This window comes from Arthrobacter sp. 2MCAF15 (assembly GCF_052115605.1).
Lineage (GTDB): Bacteria > Actinomycetota > Actinomycetes > Actinomycetales > Micrococcaceae > Arthrobacter.
The window spans coordinates 229,810-247,957 of sequence record NZ_JBFRGZ010000001.1 but is presented as its reverse complement, the minus strand read 5'-3'; the positions used below and the strand labels follow the sequence as shown (position 1 = coordinate 247,957).

The 18,148-nt window shown below is 68.1% G+C and carries 14 protein-coding genes and 1 tRNA gene; 10 read left to right on the top strand and 5 right to left on the bottom strand.

Translation table 11 applies throughout. From position 1 onward, the window contains the following. Positions 1-3: 3 nt before the first annotated feature. Positions 4-1,668 (bottom strand): arginine--tRNA ligase, encoded by a 1,665-nt coding sequence (gene argS, locus AB4089_RS01085; protein ID WP_441407492.1) that lies wholly within the window; start codon positions 1,666-1,668, stop codon positions 4-6. A gap of 206 nt (positions 1,669-1,874) precedes the next feature. Here argS and AB4089_RS01080 point away from each other — a divergent pair, with 206 nt between their 5' ends. From AB4089_RS01080 to AB4089_RS01055, 6 genes are all read left to right on the top strand, one after another. After that, a complete protein-coding gene (locus AB4089_RS01080) occupies positions 1,875-2,312 on the top strand; it encodes an FMN-binding protein (protein WP_441407491.1) in 438 nt (145 codons plus the stop codon). A gap of 36 nt (positions 2,313-2,348) precedes the next feature. Then, a complete protein-coding gene (locus AB4089_RS01075) occupies positions 2,349-3,221 on the top strand; it encodes an FAD:protein FMN transferase (RefSeq protein WP_441407490.1) in 873 nt (290 codons plus the stop codon). Next, positions 3,218-4,813 (top strand): FAD-dependent oxidoreductase, encoded by a 1,596-nt coding sequence (locus tag AB4089_RS01070; protein ID WP_441407489.1) that lies wholly within the window; start codon positions 3,218-3,220, stop codon positions 4,811-4,813. Before AB4089_RS01075 ends, AB4089_RS01070 begins: the two co-directional genes overlap by 4 nt. Positions 4,814-4,969: 156 nt before the next feature. Then, positions 4,970-5,042, top strand: a tRNA-Arg gene (locus AB4089_RS01065). A gap of 195 nt (positions 5,043-5,237) precedes the next feature. Then, on the top strand, positions 5,238-6,311 hold the full coding sequence (locus AB4089_RS01060) for a M4 family metallopeptidase (protein WP_441407488.1): 1,074 nt from the start codon (positions 5,238-5,240) through the stop codon (positions 6,309-6,311). A gap of 41 nt (positions 6,312-6,352) precedes the next feature. Beyond that, positions 6,353-6,652, top strand: a complete 300-nt coding sequence (locus tag AB4089_RS01055; protein ID WP_441407487.1) for a protealysin inhibitor emfourin — start codon at positions 6,353-6,355, stop codon at positions 6,650-6,652. Between the two features lie 8 nt (positions 6,653-6,660). On the opposite strand, the gene AB4089_RS01050 is transcribed toward AB4089_RS01055, so the two are convergent. After that, positions 6,661-7,626 (bottom strand): GlxA family transcriptional regulator, encoded by a 966-nt coding sequence (locus AB4089_RS01050; RefSeq protein WP_441407486.1) that lies wholly within the window; start codon positions 7,624-7,626, stop codon positions 6,661-6,663. A gap of 93 nt (positions 7,627-7,719) precedes the next feature. On the opposite strand from AB4089_RS01050, the gene AB4089_RS01045 reads away from it, so the two are divergent. Together AB4089_RS01045 and hrpA are read left to right on the top strand one after the other, a co-directional pair. Continuing rightward, positions 7,720-7,887, top strand: coding sequence for a hypothetical protein (locus tag AB4089_RS01045; protein ID WP_441407485.1), 168 nt, complete (start codon positions 7,720-7,722; stop codon positions 7,885-7,887). Between the two features lie 180 nt (positions 7,888-8,067). Beyond that, positions 8,068-12,108: an ATP-dependent RNA helicase HrpA gene (hrpA, locus tag AB4089_RS01040; RefSeq protein WP_441407484.1), complete on the top strand. Its 4,041-nt coding sequence runs from the start codon at positions 8,068-8,070 to the stop codon at positions 12,106-12,108. 53 nt (positions 12,109-12,161) lie between these two features. Here the strand turns inward: hrpA and AB4089_RS01035 are convergent, their stop codons facing one another. Both AB4089_RS01035 and AB4089_RS01030 read right to left on the bottom strand, forming a co-directional pair. After that, a complete protein-coding gene (locus tag AB4089_RS01035; protein WP_441407483.1) occupies positions 12,162-12,590 on the bottom strand; it encodes an HIT family protein in 429 nt (142 codons plus the stop codon). Then, the gene (locus AB4089_RS01030; RefSeq protein ID WP_441407482.1) at positions 12,587-13,777 is read right to left on the bottom strand and encodes an NAD(P)-dependent alcohol dehydrogenase; all 1,191 of its coding nucleotides are present in this window, start codon (positions 13,775-13,777) and stop codon (positions 12,587-12,589) included. The genes AB4089_RS01035 and AB4089_RS01030 overlap by 4 nt, the downstream gene beginning before the upstream one ends. A 577-nt stretch (positions 13,778-14,354) precedes the next feature. Between AB4089_RS01030 and AB4089_RS01025 the strand changes: the two genes are divergently transcribed. After that, positions 14,355-15,770 (top strand): HNH endonuclease, encoded by a 1,416-nt coding sequence (locus AB4089_RS01025; protein ID WP_441407671.1) that lies wholly within the window; start codon positions 14,355-14,357, stop codon positions 15,768-15,770. 275 nt (positions 15,771-16,045) lie between these two features. Here the strand turns inward: AB4089_RS01025 and AB4089_RS01020 are convergent, their stop codons facing one another. Beyond that, on the bottom strand, positions 16,046-16,936 hold the full coding sequence (locus AB4089_RS01020) for a sulfurtransferase (RefSeq protein WP_441407481.1): 891 nt from the start codon (positions 16,934-16,936) through the stop codon (positions 16,046-16,048). Between the two features lie 47 nt (positions 16,937-16,983). Here AB4089_RS01020 and AB4089_RS01015 point away from each other — a divergent pair, with 47 nt between their 5' ends. After that, positions 16,984-18,141: a PLP-dependent cysteine synthase family protein gene (locus AB4089_RS01015; protein ID WP_441407480.1), complete on the top strand. Its 1,158-nt coding sequence runs from the start codon at positions 16,984-16,986 to the stop codon at positions 18,139-18,141. Positions 18,142-18,148 lie beyond the last annotated feature (7 nt).

The following is an 18,148-nucleotide window of genomic DNA, read 5'->3' as shown; positions in this document are numbered from 1 at the left end:
CGGTTACATCCGTTCCGGCGCCGAGACGCCCAGCAGTTCCAGTCCGTTGGCCAGCACCTGGCTGGTGGCGTCGTTGAGCCACAGCCGGGTGCGGTTAGTGTCGGTGATGGGTTCCTCGCCCTGGGGCGCGACGCGGCAGGCGTCGTACCAGCGGTGGTAGGCGCCGGCGATGACTTCGAGGTGGCGGGCCACGCGGTGCGGCTCGCGCAGCTCGGCGGCCTTGGCCACGATCGAGGGGTAGCTGCCCAGGTGCGAGAGCAGCTCGTTTTCGGTGGCATGATCCAGCAGGGCCGCGTTGAAGCTGTCTTTGCCGTCCACACGGCGCTCCACCCCCGCGGCCACGGCGTTGCGGGCGGCACCGCGGGAGCGGGCGTGGGCGTACTGGACGTAGAAGACCGGGTTTTCGTTGCTGTGCTTCTTCAGCAGCTCCGGGTCAAGCGTCAGCGGCGAGTCGGCGGGGAACCGGGCCAGCGAGTACCGGACGGCGTCCTTGCCGAGCCAGGCGATGAGGTCCTTGAGCTCGATGATGTTGCCGGCGCGCTTGGACAGCTTGGCGCCGTTGACCGAGACCAGCTGTCCGATCAGGACCTCGATGTTGGCCTCGGGGTCGTCCCCGGCGGCGGCCGCAATGGCCTTGAGCCGGTTGATGTACCCGTGGTGGTCGGCGCCGAGGAGGTAGATCTTCTCGGTGTAGCCGCGGTCCTTCTTGGACAGGTAGTAGGCGGCGTCGGCTGCGAAATACGTCGGCTCACCGTTGGCGCGGATCATCACGCGGTCCTTGTCATCGCCGAAGTCGGTGGTGCGCAGCCAGACCGCGCCGCCGTCGTCGAACACGTGGCCCTGCTCACGCAGCCGGGCGACGGCGTCTTCGATCGCGCCGGCGTCGTGGAGCTCCTGCTCGGAGAAGAACACGTCGAAGTCGACGCCAAACCCGGCCAGCGTCTGCTTGATGTCGTGCATCTGTGCCTTGTAGGCGGCGCCGCGGATCACCGGCAGGGCCGCGACTTCGGTGAGTTCGCGGATGTCGGGGTGTTCGGTGAGCACCTCGTGGCCGAGGTCCGCGATGTACTGGCCCGGGTAACCGCCCTCGGGCACGTCCCGGCCGTGCAGCCGGGCGAACACGGAGTTGGCGAACACGTTCATCTGGGAACCGGCGTCGTTGATGTAGTACTCGGCCGTGACGTCGGCGCCGGAGGCCCGGAGGACGCGGGCGATCGCGTCGCCGAGGGCGGCCCAGCGGGTGTGGCCGATGTGCAGCGGGCCGGTGGGGTTGGCCGAGACGAACTCCATGTTGACCACGTGCCCGGCGAGCGCGGTGTTCGTGCCGTACGCGGGTCCGGCCTCGACGATCGCCTTGGCGAGGGTGCCGGCGGCGGCAGCGTCCACGGTGATGTTCAGGAAGCCGGGCCCGGCGATGTCCACCGCGGACACGCCGTCGATCGTCTTCAGTCGGGCGCCCAGGACGGACGCGAACTCCCGCGGGTTGGTGCCGGCCGTCTTGGCCAGCTGCAGGGCGACGTTGGTGGCCCAGTCCCCGTGGTCCCTGTTCTTCGGGCGCTCCACGCGCACCTCAGCCGGGATGTCGGCCGCGGAGAGGGCAATGTCACCGGCCGCGACGGCGTCCTTCAGGCAGGCGGATATGGCGAGGGAGAGTTCTTCTGGGGTCACACTTCTAGCCTACCGGTGGGCCCGTGGTGCCGCGGAATCCCGCGCCCGGCATGACGTCTGCGCGAGGGACACGGCCGCATCCGGGAAAACCCAAGGTCTTCGGTACTTCGCACCAAGGGTGAACCGTTACCCTAAAAACAACGTCGTCAACTCTGTCAGTGCCACGATATTTTGGCTGTCCGATCCTGCAACGAATCGAGTCCCGCATGAATTCCGCCTTCCGTAAAAGCGTCCTCGTCGGCATCGCCGGCCTCTCCGTCGCCGGAACCGCGGCTGGCTGCGCCCCGGCCGCGCAGCCGCCGGCCGCCCAGGGCGCGGCTCCGGCGTCCGAGTCCGCCGCAAGCACCGGGTCCTACAAGGACGGCACGTACAGTGCCGACGGCCACTACACCTCGCCCAACGGCACCGAGACTGTCGGCGTGGAGCTGACCCTGGCCGGCGGCTCGGTGTCCGATGTAAAGATCACCCCGCACCCGTCGAATCCGAACACCCGCAAGTTCCAGGGCGAGTTCGCCAGCGGCATCCAGGCCCAGGTGGTGGGCAAGAAGCTGGACGAGATCAAGGTGTCCAAAGTGGCAGGATCCTCGCTGACCAGCGGCGGCTTCAACCAGGCCGTGGCGGATATCAAGACACAGGCCCAGTAACCCTGCCGGGGACAGAGGAGCAGGAACAGAGGAATCGTGCCTCATCCGGGCTGGTCGCACTTCAGCTTTGACGGGATCGGGACCCGCTGGGAGATTTCCACGCCGTCCCGGCTCTCCGGCAAACACCGCCGTGGACTGCTCGCCACGGTGGAGACGTACGACGCCGCGTGGTCCCGGTTCCGGCCCGACTCACTTATTGCGGACGCCGCCCGAACGCCTGGCCGCGTTGAGCTGCCCGAAGAATCAGCCGCCCTGGCCGAGCTGTACGGCACGCTGTACCGGCTCACCGACGGCGCAATGACCCCGCTGATCGGAGGCAGCCTGGAGCGCCTGGGCTATGACGCCAACTATTCCCTGCGCCCGGGCGGCGCGCCGCTTCCCGCGCCGCGGTGGGAGGACGTACTGGACTGGCACGGCACCGTGCTCACCACCTCGGCACCGGTGGTGATCGACGTCGGCGCGGCCGGCAAAGGGCAATTGGCCGATCTGCTCTCTGCGCAACTGCGGGACGACGGCATCGCCGAGCACTTCATCGATGCCAGCGGAGACCTGCTGAACCCGGGGCCGGATCCTGTGGTGGTGGCCCTTGAGCATCCCTACGATCCCACCCAGGCGATTGGCACGGTCCAGCTTGAGGCCGGCGCCTTGTGCGCCTCCGCCGCGAACCGGCGGGTCTGGGGCGACGGGATCCACCACGTCCTGGACGGCACCACGGGAGCGCCGGTGCGCACCGTCGTCGCCAGCTGGGCCATGGCCGGGACGGCGATGGTGGCCGATGCGCTCGCCACAGCATTGTTTTTTGTCGACGGTCCGCGGCTGGAGCAGGAGTTCGATTTCGCCTGGCTCACGGCCTATTCGGACGGGCACGCGGAATATTCAGCCGAATTCGAAGGGGCGCTGTTTTCATGACTGCCATCACCACCACTCCGATCGGCTCGAGGCTGGATACCGCCTTGGGCCGGCTCACGATGTACCGGCTGGTGCTGTGGGTCCTGGCCGTCCTGGCCGGCTACAGCCTGCTGCTCAATGTGTTGGGCTGGCTGACGTTCGGGCTGCCGGAAATGCTGGCCCACCTGGTCCTGTGCCTTGGCCTGACGTACGCCTCCAGCCAGGGGCTGGCCGCGCTCTTCCACGTGCGTCCGCACACGGAGTCCTCGCTCATCACCGGTCTGCTGCTGTACTTCCTTTTCTGGCCCAGCCAGCTGACCCAGGGACTCCAGGTGGCCGAAATCGGCGGCGTCGCCCTGGCCTGCGTCCTGGCCTCGGCCTCGAAGTATGCGCTGGCCTGGCGCGGCCGCCACATCTTCAACCCGGCCGCGGCCGGCGCCTTCCTCGCCGGACTGACCGGGCTCAACATTGCCACCTGGTGGGCGGCCACACCGTCGATGCTCTTGCTGGTGCTGCCGGGGGTGCTGCTGGTGCTGTACCGGACCCGCAAAGTCATCATGGCCGCCGTCTTCACCGTCGTGGCCGTATCCATCGTGGCCGCGGACCTGCTGCGGGCCGGGCTGGACCTTCCCGAGGCGCTGTGGCAGACCTTTGCGCAGCGTCCGGTGCTGTTCTTCGTCGGTTTCATGCTCACCGAACCGCTCACCTTGCCACCGCGGCGCTGGCAGCAACTGGCACTGGCCGCCGTCGTCGGGGTGCTGTTCGCCGTTCCGTACAACCTGGGGTTCGTGGCCAACTCCCCCGAACTGGCGCTGCTGGTGGGCAACGTGCTCGCCTTCGCCGCCGGGCAGCGGGGCGCGGTGCGGCTGCGTTTTGAGGGTTCCCGGGTGCTGACGCCCACGACGACGGAGTTCAGCTTCCGCCCGGAACGCCAGGTGCGCTTCACCCCCGGGCAGTCCCTGGAACTGCACCTGCCGCCGGACAAAGCTCGCGACCGGCGTGCCGGCAAGGGCGATGGGAAGGGAATACGGCGCGTGTTCAGCCTGACAAGCGCCCCCGGTGCACCCCTGCTGACGATCGGCGTCGGGACGGCTGAGCCCGTGTCCTCCGCCAAACGCTCGCTGTTGGCCCTTGCACCTGGCGACTCTCTTACCGCGACCACCGTGGGCGGCGACTTCGTCCTGCCCCGGGACCCGGCCGCCCCCGTGCTCCTCATCGCGGCCGGAATCGGGATCACCCCCTACATGGCCCAGCTGGCCGGGGCGCCGGCGGGTGCGTCAGGCGCAACCCCAGCCGGGACGCCGACAACTGACCGTGACACTGTCCTGCTGTACCTGGCAAAGAATCCCGAAGAACTGGCCTATGCCGAGGAGCTGCAGCGCTGCGGCGCGCGCGTCCTGGCGCGGCTTGCCGACGGTTCGGCGCCGCCGGCCTTCATGCACAACGCGGGCGCCAGAAGGATTGACGCGGCGGCCCTCCAGGAGCTGGTCCCGGACATCGGCGGCCGGGAAGTCTTCGTCTCCGGCTCGCCCGCCAGCGTGCGCTCGCTGCGGGCCGCGGCACGTGGCGCGGGTGCCCGCCGGGTCCATGTAGATTCCTTCACCGGCTACTGAGGGGCCGGCTAGGGGCCGGATCCGCCCCGGAGTTTCACGGGAATTTTGGGCAGCCGGCGCACACATGGCTCCACAAAGGCATCCCGATTTTCCGTTGGAGGCCACCTTCCTGCTAAGCTCTAGGACGTCCCGCCGGTAACGGCAGGAACCCTGGATGCCCTCGTAGCTCAGGGGATAGAGCGTCTGCCTCCGGAGCAGAAGGTCGTAGGTTCGAATCCTATCGAGGGCACAGAATACCGGCATCGCCGGAAAACCCCGCCGTTTCACTGAAACGGCGGGGTTTTTTGTTTCCCGATCCGCCCGAGGTCGGCGAAAAACGCGCAAATCCAGCGGCTTTGACCCTGCCGAATGTCAGTCCCCGCTCGTAGTCTGATTTCATCGGTGGCGGCTACCCGGCACGCCCCGTAGCGTGAAGGGGTCTCTCATGTTCGTTCCAACTCCGTACTGCTCCATCGTTCCGCCCTATATGCTCCGTCGCCTGGCCGCACAGCGCGAGCCTGAGCTCTCCTTGGCCGCCCGGGCGGCCAAGCAGGCCCTGCAGCACGTGCCTGGCTTCCAGGCCTCCCGCACAGTGCCCGGGCCCGGCGGCCAGCCTGGCCTGCGGGAGATCAAGCCTTCTCCGCCGGAACGGACGGTCTACGACGCCAAGTTCGCCGAGCAACTGCCCGGCAGCGTGGTCCGCAAAGAAGGCGAACCGCCCACCGGCGATCCCGCCGCCGATGAGGCCTATGACGGCCTGGGGCACACGCACCGGCTCTACGCGGAAGCCTTCGGAAGGAATTCGATCGACGGCAAGGGCCTCCACCTGGATGCCAGCGTCCACTACGGCCGCCTGTATGACAACGCTTTCTGGGACGGCCAGCAAATGGTCTTTGGAGACGGCGACGGCCAGGTCTTCGAGCGGTTCACGAAATCCCTCAGCGTGATCGGCCACGAACTGACCCACGGGGTCACCCAGTACTCCGCCGGGCTTCTCTACCGCAATCAGGCCGGTGCCCTGAATGAGTCGATGTCCGATGTCTTCGGGGCCCTCGTCGAGCAGTACTTCCGCAAGCAGTCGACGGCGCAGGCCAGCTGGCTGATCGGCGAGGGCCTCTTCACGGACCAGGTGCAGGGGTCCGCGTTGCGGTCCATGAAGGCCCCGGGGACGGCGTACGACGACGACGTGCTCGGCAAGGACCCGCAGCCGGACTCGATGGACGGGTACGTGCGCACCAGTGCGGACAACGGCGGAGTGCACATCAACTCCGGCATCCCGAACCGTGCGTTCTGTCTGGTTTCCACCTCCCTCGGCGGCAATGCCTGGGACGCGCCGGCACGGATCTGGTACGAGACCCTGACGGGCGGCACACTGTCCCCCAATGCCACGTTCGGCGCCTTCGCCAAGGCCACTGCCGCGTCAGCCAAGGAGCTTTTCGGGGAGGATTCCAAAGAGCATGACGCCGTGCGCTCCGCGTGGGAAACTGTGAAGGTCAAGTTCCCGGGAGCCCGACGATAAGTCAGGCCCCGCAAATCGAGTCCCATGTAGATCCGAGTCCCATGAAGATCATCGTCCAGCGCAGCGGCGGCGTGGCCGGCATGAAACTGACGTGGACTGTCCGGCCCGAGCCGCCGGAAGACACGGACCGGTGGCAGCCGCTGATCGAGGCCTGCCCCTGGGACGCCGTCGGCGGGACTGTGGGGACAGCCGGCCAGCCGGACCGGTTCATGTACAGCATCCGGGCCGATCAGCGCCGGGCGGTCCTGCCGGAGCGTGAGCTGACAGGACCATGGCGCGACCTCGTCGACTGCGCCCGGGCCGCGGCCGAGGAGGAGGCGGCTCCGCCGGGCCTTGGCTGACCCGCGGCCTAGGCTGTGGCCAGGTGCCCCCGGAACGTTCGCCTGTAGGACTGGGGGCTCGTGTCCAGCGCCTTTGCGAAGTGGTGCCGCAACAGTACCGAATGCCCGAAGCCGGCTTCCCGCGCCACTTCGTCGATATTGAGCTCCGTAGTCTCCAGCAGCTCCTGGGCGCGCAGCACCCGCTGGGAATTGAGCCATGCCGCCGGGGTAGCTCCTGTTTCCGCGCGGAAGCGCCGCGCGAACGTCCGCGGCGACATATGGACCCGGGCTGCCAGTTCGTTGACCGCGTGTTCCTCGTCCAGATGCCTCACCATCCACTGCAGCAGCTGTTCCATGGGCTCCGAGCCGCACTGCGGAATGGGCCGGTCGATATATTGGGCCTGGCCGCCGTCCCGGTGCGGCGGGACCACCATGTCCCGGGCGATGGCGGCGGCCACCTTCGCACCAAACTCAACGCGGATCAGGTGCAGGCAGGCATCGATCCCGGCGGCCGTGCCGGCGCTGGTGATGATCCGGCTGTCCTCGACGTAGAGGACGTTTTCATCCACCAGGACAGCGGGGTACCGGCTGGCCAGCTCCTGGGAGTAGTGCCAGTGCGTGGTGCAGCGCCTGCCATCGAGCAGCCCTGCGCGGGCCAGGGCGAAGGCCCCGGAGCAGATGGACATCACCCAGGCGCCGCGGGCATGCGCCGCCCGCAATGCGTCCAGGACGGACTCGGGAACATCCTCGTCGCGGCCGTACGGCGCCATCACCACCAGGTCCGCGTCCGCAGCTGCTTCCAGCCCGAGACCAACGTGCATGGACAGGCCGGATTTGAGCGGGACGTCGCCGGGCTCCGGAGCGCAGACGCGGAAATCGAAGCTTGGCACGCCGTTTCCGCGGTCCGACCGGTCTATGCCGAAGACCTCAAAGGCGGTCGCAAACTCGAAGATCGAGAAGTTGGGGACCACGATCATTGCCACTGATTTGATCATGACTCCATTGTGGCAGAAACAGTGGCAGAAATTATAGCTTTTTGGTCTTTTCTGCCACTTTTTTAAGGGGGCGAACCGGAGAACCATAGAGGTATGGAACTCCTCGGAATCGCCCTCATCATCCTGGTTCTTGCCGGCGTCACCGCCACGATCGCCGCCCTCCGCAAGGATGGCCTCGGCCACACTCCTCCCGTCCGCTCGGATGAATACTGGATGGCCCGGGACCTGCCGAGCATCAATTACACCCTCCGGAACTTCTGAGTCCGCGCACGTTTTGCCCACCTGCCCATCGGGCCCGGTCACCGACCGGGCCCTCAACATGTGCCGGGACTTAGCAGCGCAGGCGACCACCGGAGTTCAACGGAGTGCCAGAACAGGGTGACTGAACGTCCGCCGTCGCCACTCCGGTAGACAGGCCGCCCCAGTAGACTGTCTCCAGCCATGACATTTCATATTTCCTACCCCGCCGACCTGCCGGTTTCCGAGCGCCGCGAAGATCTGATGGCCGCCATCGCGGCCAACCAGGTGACCATCATCGCCGGCGAGACAGGCTCGGGTAAGACCACCCAGATTCCCAAGATGTGCCTGGAACTCGGCCTGGGCGAGAACGGACTGATCGGCCACACCCAGCCACGCCGGCTGGCGGCCCGCACGGTGGCCGAGCGCATTGCGGAGGAACTCGGCGTCGAGATCGGCCAGGAAGTGGGTTTCCAGGTCCGCTTCACCGGCGAGGTAAGCCGGTCCACCAAGGTCAAGCTCATGACCGATGGCATCCTGCTGGCGGAAATCCAGCGCGACAAGCTGCTGCGCAGGTACAACGCCATCATCATTGACGAGGCCCACGAGCGCAGCCTCAACATCGACTTCATCCTCGGCTACCTCAAGCGCATCCTGCCGCAGCGCCCGGACCTGAAGATCATCATCACCTCGGCCACCATCGATCCGGAGCGCTTCGCCAAGCACTTCGGCAGCGAGGAAGAGCCCTCCCCCATCATCGAGGTCTCGGGCCGGACATTCCCCGTGGAAATCCGCTACCGCCCGCTGTCCCAGCCCGCCGGCGGCGCCGAAGACGGAGCCGGGGAAGGCGCAGCCGCGGACGACGAACTCGAGGAGGACCGGGACCCGCTGGACGCGGTGTGCGACGCCGTCGACGAACTCGCAACGGAGGCGCCGGGCGACATTCTGATTTTCTTCTCCGGCGAGCGCGAAATCCGCGACGCGGCGGAGGCACTCAACGCCCGCATCCAGTCCAACCGGCGCCTGGCCGGCACCGAGGTCCTTCCCCTGTTCGCGCGGCTGAGCCTGCAGGAGCAGCACAAGGTCTTCCACCCCGGCAGCAAGCGCCGGATCGTGCTGGCCACCAACGTCGCCGAAACCTCGCTGACTGTCCCCGGCATCAAGTACGTCATCGACACCGGCACCGCGCGCATCTCGCGCTACTCACACCGGACCAAGGTCCAGCGCTTGCCGATCGAGCGCGTGTCCCAGGCCTCGGCCAACCAGCGCTCGGGCCGCTGTGGCCGTGTCTCCGACGGCATCGCGATCCGGTTGTACTCCGAGGAGGACTTCGAGTCTCGGCCGCCCTTCACGGACCCGGAGATCCTGCGCACCAACCTCGCGGCCGTCATCCTGCAGATGACCGCCATGGGCGTGGCCCGCGGACCGAAGGATGTGGAGAACTTCCCCTTCGTCGAGCCGCCGGATTCGCGCGCCATCAACGACGGCGTCAGCCTCCTGCGCGAACTCGGCGCCCTCAGCGCCGCCCGGCAGCAGGAGCCAACGGACGACGTCGGGCAGCGCGACGGCGGGCAGCGCCGCGGTTCCGGCCGCCCCGGAAGCGGACTCACCGCCGTCGGGCAGCAGCTGGCCCAGCTGCCGGTGGACCCCAGGCTTGGCCGGATGATCGTGGAGGCCGGAAAGCGCGGCTGCGTCCGCGAAGTCATGATCCTGGCCGCCGCCCTGACCATCCAGGACCCGCGTGAGCGCCCGACCGACAAGCAGCAGCTCGCGGCGGAGAAGCACGCCCGCTTCCGGGACGAGAACTCGGACTTCACCGGCTACCTGAACCTGTGGAACTACCTGCAGGAGAAGCAGCAGGAGCTCTCCTCCACGGCGTTCCGCCGGCTCTGCCGCACTGAATTCATCAACTATCTCCGGGTCAGGGAGTGGCAGGACCTGTTCGCCCAGCTCCGGCAGATGGCCCGGCCGCTGGGGATCAGCCTGGACAACAAGCGCCTTGCCGATCCGGTGGGCAACCACGACGGCATCCACATCAGCCTGCTCTCGGGGCTGCTGAGCCACGTCGGCATCCTCGACGAGCGCAAGCGCGAGTACGCCGGCGCCCGCGGCAGCCGCTTTGCGATCTTCCCGGGCTCGGCATTGTTCAAGAAGTCACCCACCTTCGTAATGGCCGCCGAACTCGTCGAGACGAGCCGGCTTTGGGCCCGGGTCGCGGCGAAGTTCGATCCGCTCTGGGCCGAGCAGGTGGCCCCGGACCTGGTCAAGCGCAGTTACAGCGAACCGCACTGGTCCAAGAAGATGGGCTCGGTGATGGCCCACGAAAAGGTCACCCTGTACGGGGTGCCCATCATCCCGAGCCGGCGCATCAACTACGGCAAGGTGGAACCGGAGCTCTGCCGTGAGCTCTTCATCCGCCATGCCCTGGTCGAAGGTGACTGGCAGACCCACCACAAGTTCTTCCACCGCAACCGCGCACTCCTCCACGAAGTCGAGGAGCTCGAGGCCCGGATGCGGCGCCGGGACATCCTGGTGGACGACGAGACGCTGTTCGAGTTCTATGACGCCCGGATCGGCGCTGACGTCGTTTCTGAGCGGCACTTCGACAAGTGGTGGAAGGATGCCCGGCAGCAGGATCCGGCGCTGCTCGATTTCGAGAAGTCCCTGCTGATCAGCGAGGACGCCGCGGCCCTGGACGAATCGGCCTATCCCAAGACGCTCTTGCACAAGGGATTCGAACTGCCGCTGAGCTACGAGTTCCACCCCGTGGCACCCGGCTCGCCGCCGAATCCGTCCGACGGCGTCACCGCCGAGGTCCCGGTGCTGTTCCTGAACCAGCTCGACGACGCCGCATTCCGCTGGCTGATCCCCGGGCAACGGGTGGAACTGGTGACGGCGCTCATCAAGTCGCTGCCCAAGCAGATCCGCAAGAACTTCGTCCCGGCGCCGGACGTGGCCCGCCAGGCCGTCGCGGCGCTGGAAGCCGACTTCGATCTCGCAACGGATGAGCTCGAGCCTTCCTTGGAACTCGTGCTGCGCCGGATCCGCGGACAGGTCATCCCGCCGGGTTCCTGGAACTGGGACGCCGTGCCGGCACACTTGCGCGTAAGCTTCCGGGTGGTCGACTCCCGCGGCAAGGTCCTGGATGAGGGCAAAGACCTCAGCGCGCTGCAGGAGCGGCTGGCTCCAGCCACCCGCCGGGCAATCGCGGAATCCCTCGGCGCCACACCTGGCACTACGGCACCGGCGAAGGGGACGGCGGCCAGGGGCAAAGCTGCCACGAACGGGACCTCGAACGGGAAGGAAACGGCCCGGACGGCGCGGGCGGGCACGTCGGCGCCTCCCCTCGGTGCGGCCGCGTCCCCTGGCGGGTTCACAGAAAAGTCCGGGCTCAAGGACTGGACGTTCGGAACCGTTGAACGCCAGGTCCAGGGCAGCGTGGGCGGGCACACCGTCACCGGCTATCCCGCCCTGGTGGACGAGGGAACTTCCGTGGCCCTGCGGCTGTTTCAGACCGCGTCCGAACAGCAGGAAGCCATGCGCGGCGGAGTCATCAGGCTCCTTGCCCTCAAGGTGCCGCCACCGGACCGGTACGTCCTGGAGCACCTGAACAACACGGAGAAACTGACGTTCAGCCAGAACCCGCACGGCTCCGTGACGGCGCTGATCGCTGACTGCGCCCTGGCCGCCATCGACAAGCTCACGCCGGCCGGGCTGCCCTGGGACGAGGCATCGTTCAAGGCGCTCTACGAGACTGTCCGGGCGGAGCTGATCGACACGGTCTTCACGGTGACCGCCGTCGTCGAGCGCATCCTGGCCAGCACGCGCCGGATCGAAAAGCAGCTCAAGGGCACCTCGAGCCTGGCCCTGATCAGCGCGCTCAACGACGTCAAGAGCCAGCTGGAGCAGCTCGTGTACCCGGGTTTTGTGGCACGGACGGGCTACGCCCAGCTCAGCCAGCTGCCCCGCTACCTCGCGGCGATCGAGAAACGCCTAGAGAAGCTGGCGGGCAACGTCCAGCGGGATGCCCAACACATGGCCGCCGTCCAGGCCCTCGAGGACGACTACGACGACGCCGTCTCCGCGCTGCTGCCCGGACGGCGGGCCGGCGCCGAGTTAACCCACGTGCGCTGGATGATCGAAGAACTGCGGGTGAGCCTCTTCGCCGTCGAACTCGGGACCGCCTACTCGGTGTCCGAGAAGCGCATCCGGGCGGCGCTCAACAAAGTGCTGGCGCCGGCGTAATCCCCTTGGGGTGCTGCGCCGGCGCCAGTTGGCGGCCGTGGGTGGCGTCGTTTCTAGGCGGCCGGGACGTGCTCGGCGTGGCCGGCCGCGCGGAGGCCTTCGCGGAGCTTCTCCGCGTTGGCGTCCAGCCTGGCCGGATCCGGGTGCTGGTCCGCCGAGCCGAAATCAAAGTCCGCCATCGAGGTGGAGGGCCACACGTGGACGTGCAGATGGTTAATTTCGTAGCCGGCCACGATCAGACCTGCCCGGGAGGCGTCGAACACGTCCACCTGGACGGCACCGATCTTGCGGGCAACTTCCATGACCCGGCCAAGGACCTCCGGCGAGGCGTCCGTCCAGCGGTCCACTTCCTCAGTGGGCACCACGAGGGTGTGGCCGTCGGCCAGCGGACCCATGGTCAGGAATGCCACGACGTCGTCCTCGCGCCACACAAAGCGGCCCGGGATCTCGCCCTTGATGATTTTGGTGAAGAGAGTGCTCACGCGTCTGCCTTTTCTGCCGGGGACCCCAGTGTGCTGGCGTCCAGGACAAAACGGTACTTCACGTCTCCGGCCACCATGCGGTCGTAAGCTTCGTTGAGCTGGTCCGCCCCGATCACCTCGACGTCGGACACCACGCCGTGTTCGGCGCAGAAATCCAGCATCTCCTGGGTCTCGGCGATGCTGCCAATCAGCGACCCCGCATATGCGATCCGGCGCCGGATCAGAGCCCCGGGATTGACGGGCGGCATCGCCGTCGGGGGCATGCCCAGCTGGAACAGCGCGCCGTCGCGGCGCAGCGTGCGGAAGTAGGGGTTGAGGTCGTGCGGCGCGGCGACGGTGTCGATGATGACGTCGATGCTGCGGTTCGCGGCGTCCATCGCGGCCGGATCAGTGGAGAGGATGACGTCGTCGGCGCCCAGCTCGCGCGCCGCGGCGAACTTGTTCTCCGACGTCGTGAAGACCTTGACCTCGGCGCCCATGGCCTTGGCGATCTTGACGGCCATGTGGCCGAGGCCGCCCAGTCCGACGACGCCGACCACGTCGCCTTCCTCGACCTCGAAGTGGTTCAGGGGCGAATACGTGGTGACGCCTGCACACAGCAGGGGTGCGGCGGCGGCAGGATCCAGGGTCTCCGGGACCCGCAGGACATAGTTCCGGTCCACCACGATGGAGGTGGCGTAGCCGCCCTGGGTGATGGCGCCGTCGTTGCGGGGATCCTTGGCGCCGTAGGTTCCCACCAGGCCGTTTTCGCAGTACTGCTCGAGGCCGTCCTGGCAGCTTTCGCATTCACGGCAGGAATCCACCATGCAGCCCACGCCCACGCGCTCACCCACCGTGAAGTCGTCGACGGCGGAGCCGAGCCGGGTGACCCGGCCGACGACCTCGTGGCCCGGGATCAACGGATAGGTGTCGCCGCCCCATTCGCCCCGGGTGGCGTGCACGTCCGAGTGGCACAACCCGCAGAATTCGACGGCGATCTCGACGTCGTCCGCCTTCGGCGCCCGGCGGAACACGGTCAAGGGAACAAGTCCGCTATCCGGTGCGGTGGCACCGTACGCGGCGGCCAGGGTGGGGCCGGCGGTTTGCGCGACGCTGCCCGCGGTGGTGTGCTCGGTGGTGCCGGAGGGGGTGTCGGAATCCGGCAGCGGCTTGGCGAGGGGCGGGGGTACGGGACGTCCAGGTGTCATACGTTGACGCTACCCCCGGTCCCGGTCCGTATTCCACTTTGATGGGGCCCGCCGCGGTGTGGGCACTGTTCACCGGTCCGCGGACCGCGGGCGTCACTCCGGTCCGTGGGCCGCGGGCGTCACTCCGGCACGCTGAACATACGACGCCGGCCGTCGGCGCTCTGTTGCCCTGCGGCGGTCCGCCACACTGAGGGCCGGGCCGCAGCGGGAGTACCCCCGGGGTTCGACTACCGCCACACCCTCCGGCAGCTACTCCCCAGGCTTTCAACGCAACTATGGACCCCGGCCGGCGCAGCCTTGCGCGCGAGCTCCTCCGGAAGCACCCCACACGGTTCGGTCACAATGATTCCCCAATCACTCCACCGGCTGAGTCTCTCCAACGCCGACAATCTGACACCCTCGCTTTAATGTCGGACCCCTTTGGGAGACTTGGTTCATGGACGGCAATCAGGGGCCCGAAGGGGTTCCGGCGGAACGCGGCGGCACCGGCTTCGGCCGCGCCGGGCACGCTCCTGCTGCCGGGCCGGACGCGGTTCCGGACCCACCGCTGATGGCGTCCGCCGGTGACCTGGTGCGGATGGTGTCCGCCCTCCGCCCGGCCACGGACAGTGCCGGAATGATCGACCAGCTCCGGGAACTCGAGGACGTGAAGTCGGCCGCGGCCGCCGCGCAGGCCCGGATCGCGGTGACCTTCGACCTGCTCCAGCGCCGCGCCCAGGCCGCCGCCGGGATGCCCGCCGATAAACTCGGGGCGGGTGTCGGCGCGCAGATCGCTTTGGCCCGGCGCGAATCCCCCGCCAAAGGCGGCCGCCTCCTGGGTCTGGCCCAAGCCTTGGTCACCGAGATGCCCCACACCCTCACCGCACTGGAAACCGGGGTCCTGAACGAATGGCGCGCCACCCTCCTCGTGCGCGAAACCGCCTGCCTGACTGCCGCCGACCGTACCGCCGTCGACGCCCAACTCGCCCCGGACACCGGCACCCTTGCCGGGATGGGCGATCGGGCCATCACCGCCGCAGCCCGGGCCGCCGCCTATCGGTGCGCCCCTCGCTCCGTGACGGACCGGGCCGCGCACGCCGCCACCGAACGGCACGTCAGCCTCCGCCCGGCCCCGGACACCATGGCCTATCTGACCGCTCTGCTGCCCGTCGCCCAGGCCGTCGCCGTGTACACCGCCCTGGCCCGGCACGCCGACACCCAACGCGCCGCCGGGGATCCGAGGAGCCGCGGCCAACTGATGGCCGATGCCCTCGTCGAACGCGCCGCCGGCAACCCCGGCGGGATTTCCGGGGTTGATATCCAGCTCGTCATGACCGACCGCACCCTCTTCCAGGCCGACAGCGAACCGGCCCGCCTTCCCGGCTACGGCACCGTTCCCGCCCAATGGGCCCGCGCCCTCGTCACCACCGGGCCCACTGACTCGTTGGAACCCGACGGCCCCGCCGGCTCGTTGGAACCTGACGGCCCCGCCGGCGGTTCCCCTAGCGGCGCAGACACGTCCGGAGATTTCGGTGATGAAGCCGCGTTCAAGGTCTGGCTCCGCAGGCTCTACACCCATCCCGGCACCGGAGAGCTGATCGGCATGGACTCTCGCGCCCGGATCTTCCCGCCATGGCTCCGACGCTTCATCCAGGCCCGGGACGACACCTGCCGTACTCCATACTGCGACGCCCCTATCCGGCACCTGGACCACATCGTTTCCCACCACAACGGCGGACCTACCACCGCGGCCAACGGCGCCGGACTCTGCGAAGCCTGCAACCACACCAAAGAAACCCGCGGCTGGACCGCCCGGGCCATCCAAGGACCACGCCACACCCTCGAGCTCACCACTCCCACTGGCCACACCTACCACTCCACCGCACCCTCCCTGCCCGGAACACAGCTACGCTCACCAGCCCCGGAACAACCCGGATCCCGCCAACGACGCCAACTCCGCCACCACGCGAAGAAGCTCAAGCATGTGCGGCCCACAGGCTCACTAGCGGCCTGAACGAGGGACTGAGCCACAAGCCATCCCGAATCGCAGGCATGAAGTTGCACGCACGAAAAAGCCGCCCGCCGATCGAATCGATCAGCGGGCGGCTTCCCTGCAACTTGGCGGCAGGCTGCGAGTGTCAGCGGGCGCCGACCTCCTGGGGCTCGGGCTCCACCTCCGGCCTGGGCAGGGGCTCGGGCTCCAGCTCGGGATCGGCGGAAACCGCTGACGCCGCGGGCCCGAGCTTCGCGCGCTCAACATCGATGTCCGGCAGGAGCCGGTTCAGGCGACTACTTTGAAACCTTGTCCTCGCCGTACGGTTCCGGCCCGGTGACCACATCGTTGGAGGCACTGTGGCACCACTCCGAGAACGATCCCGGATACAGGGCAGCCGAAAAGCCTGCGATCTCGAGGGCGGCGATTTCATGGGCGGCGGTCACCCCGGACCCGCAGTAAACGGCAGCGGGGACGCCTTCCTGGTAGCCGAGCCGCTCGAAGCGCGCCCGCAGCTCTGCCGCGCCAAGAAAGCGTCCGTCGGTCTCCAGGTTCGCGGTGGTCGGGGCACTCACAGCCCCCGGAATGTGGCCCGCGCGCGGATCCACTGGTTCGATTTCCCCTCGGTACCGCTCGGCCGCCCGGGCGTCGAACAACAGTCCTTGCCGGCCCCAGGCAGCGGCTTGCTCGGCGTCGATCGCTGGCATGTGGGCCTCGGACAAGGTGACGTTCCCGGGCGCCGGCTGTTCAGATCCCGCCGCCACTTCGAATCCCGCGTCCCGCCAGGCGGCCAACCCGCCGTCGAGCAGGTAAACCTCGCGGAAACCCGCATTGCGCAGCATCCACCACAGCCGGGCGGCGGCCATATTGCCGCTGTCGTCGTACGCTATGACCGTGTCGCCGTCGTTGATGCCCCAGCGGCGGGCGGATTCCTGGAACTGCTCCAGCGGCGGCAGAGGATGCCTTCCGCGTCCCGGATCCGCTGGTCCGGCGAGTTCGGTGGCCAGATTGACGAAGACGGCTCCAGGGATGTGCTCGCGAAGGTAGTGGTCGTGGCCGTGGGGATCCCCCAGCGCCCACCGGACATCGAGGAGCACGGTTCGCTGGCCGGTTCCGCTGGCCCCGTCCAGTCCGTCCAGCCCGTCCAGTCGGTCCTTGAGGGCAGCAGCAGTAAGAATGGTGTCCATCCGCCCACTCTATCTGCGGCGTCCCGCCGCCCCGGTAGGCTGTAGCGGTGAACATCGCGCATCAGCAGGACCGGGCCTGGGCCGACGAAGCCGTCCGCCGGATCAACGCCGAAAACAACCGCTCTGCCGACACGCACCTGTATTCGGTGCCGCTCCCCGAACACTGGGGCGTCCAGCTGTACCTGAAGGACGAGTCCACCCACCGCACAGGCAGCCTCAAGCACCGGCTGGCGCGTTCGCTGTTCCTCTTCGGCCTCGTCAACGGCTGGATCCGGGAGGGCACCACGATCGTTGAGGCGTCCAGCGGCAGCACCGCCGTCTCCGAGGCGTATTTTGCTCAGCTGCTCGGACTGCCCTTCATCGCGGTGATGACGCGGACCACCAGCCGGGAGAAGATCGCCCTGATCGAGCAGTTCGGCGGCTCGTGCCATCTGGTGGACCACGCCTCTGAGGTCTATGACGCCGCCGCGGATCTGGCCAGGAGCACCGGCGGGCACTACATGGACCAGTTCACGTACGCCGAACGCGCCACGGACTGGCGCGGGAACAACAACATCGCCGAGTCGATCTTTGGCCAGCTGGCCCTTGAGGAGCATCCGATCCCCCGCTGGGTGGTGGTCGGGGCCGGCACCGGCGGGACCAGCGCCACGATCGGCCGGTACCTGCGGTACCACTGCCACGAGACCAGGCTCGCCGTCGTCGATCCGGAAAACTCCGCGTTTTATCCGGGCTGGCGGGACAGCCGGCCCGACGGCGGGATGCCCGCCACCCGCGCGGCAGCCAGTGGCGGGGCAGCCGCTGGCGGGAGCGCAACGGCAGGGCCGTCACGCATCGAGGGCATCGGCCGGCCGCGGATGGAGCCGAGCTTTGTGCCCGCCGTGATCGACCACATGATCCAGGTTCCCGACGCCGCGTCCGTGGCGGCCATGCGACACCTGAAACAACACGCCGGGCTGCACGCCGGCCCGTCCACCGGCACCAACCTCTGGGGCGTGTGGCAGCTGATCGCAGCGATGATTGCCGATGGCCGGCGGGGCAGCATTGTCACGCTGATGTGCGACGCCGGGGACCGCTACGCCGGGAACTACTACAACACGGAGTGGCTCGAGGCCCACGGCCTGGACCCCGAGCCCCACGAAGCTGTGCTGCGCGAGTTCTTCAACACGGGCACATGGCCGGCCTCGGCCGCCAGCGCGCCCGCGTAGAAGTAGA

Coding starts and splice junctions, on each gene's coding strand:
- AB4089_RS01080 (WP_441407491.1), top strand. CDS start 1,875: ATGAATTCCGCCTTCCGTAAAAGCGTCCTCGTCGGCATCGCCGGCCTC.
- AB4089_RS01070 (WP_441407489.1), top strand. CDS start 3,218: ATGACTGCCATCACCACCACTCCGATCGGCTCGAGGCTGGATACCGCC.
- AB4089_RS01060 (WP_441407488.1), top strand. CDS start 5,238: ATGTTCGTTCCAACTCCGTACTGCTCCATCGTTCCGCCCTATATGCTC.
- AB4089_RS01055 (WP_441407487.1), top strand. CDS start 6,353: ATGAAGATCATCGTCCAGCGCAGCGGCGGCGTGGCCGGCATGAAACTG.
- AB4089_RS01050 (WP_441407486.1), bottom strand. CDS start 7,626: ATGATCAAATCAGTGGCAATGATCGTGGTCCCCAACTTCTCGATCTTC.
- AB4089_RS01045 (WP_441407485.1), top strand. CDS start 7,720: ATGGAACTCCTCGGAATCGCCCTCATCATCCTGGTTCTTGCCGGCGTC.
- hrpA (WP_441407484.1), top strand. CDS start 8,068: ATGACATTTCATATTTCCTACCCCGCCGACCTGCCGGTTTCCGAGCGC.
- AB4089_RS01030 (WP_441407482.1), bottom strand. CDS start 13,777: ATGACACCTGGACGTCCCGTACCCCCGCCCCTCGCCAAGCCGCTGCCG.
- AB4089_RS01025 (WP_441407671.1), top strand. CDS start 14,355: ATGGTGTCCGCCCTCCGCCCGGCCACGGACAGTGCCGGAATGATCGAC.
- AB4089_RS01020 (WP_441407481.1), bottom strand. CDS start 16,936: ATGGACACCATTCTTACTGCTGCTGCCCTCAAGGACCGACTGGACGGG.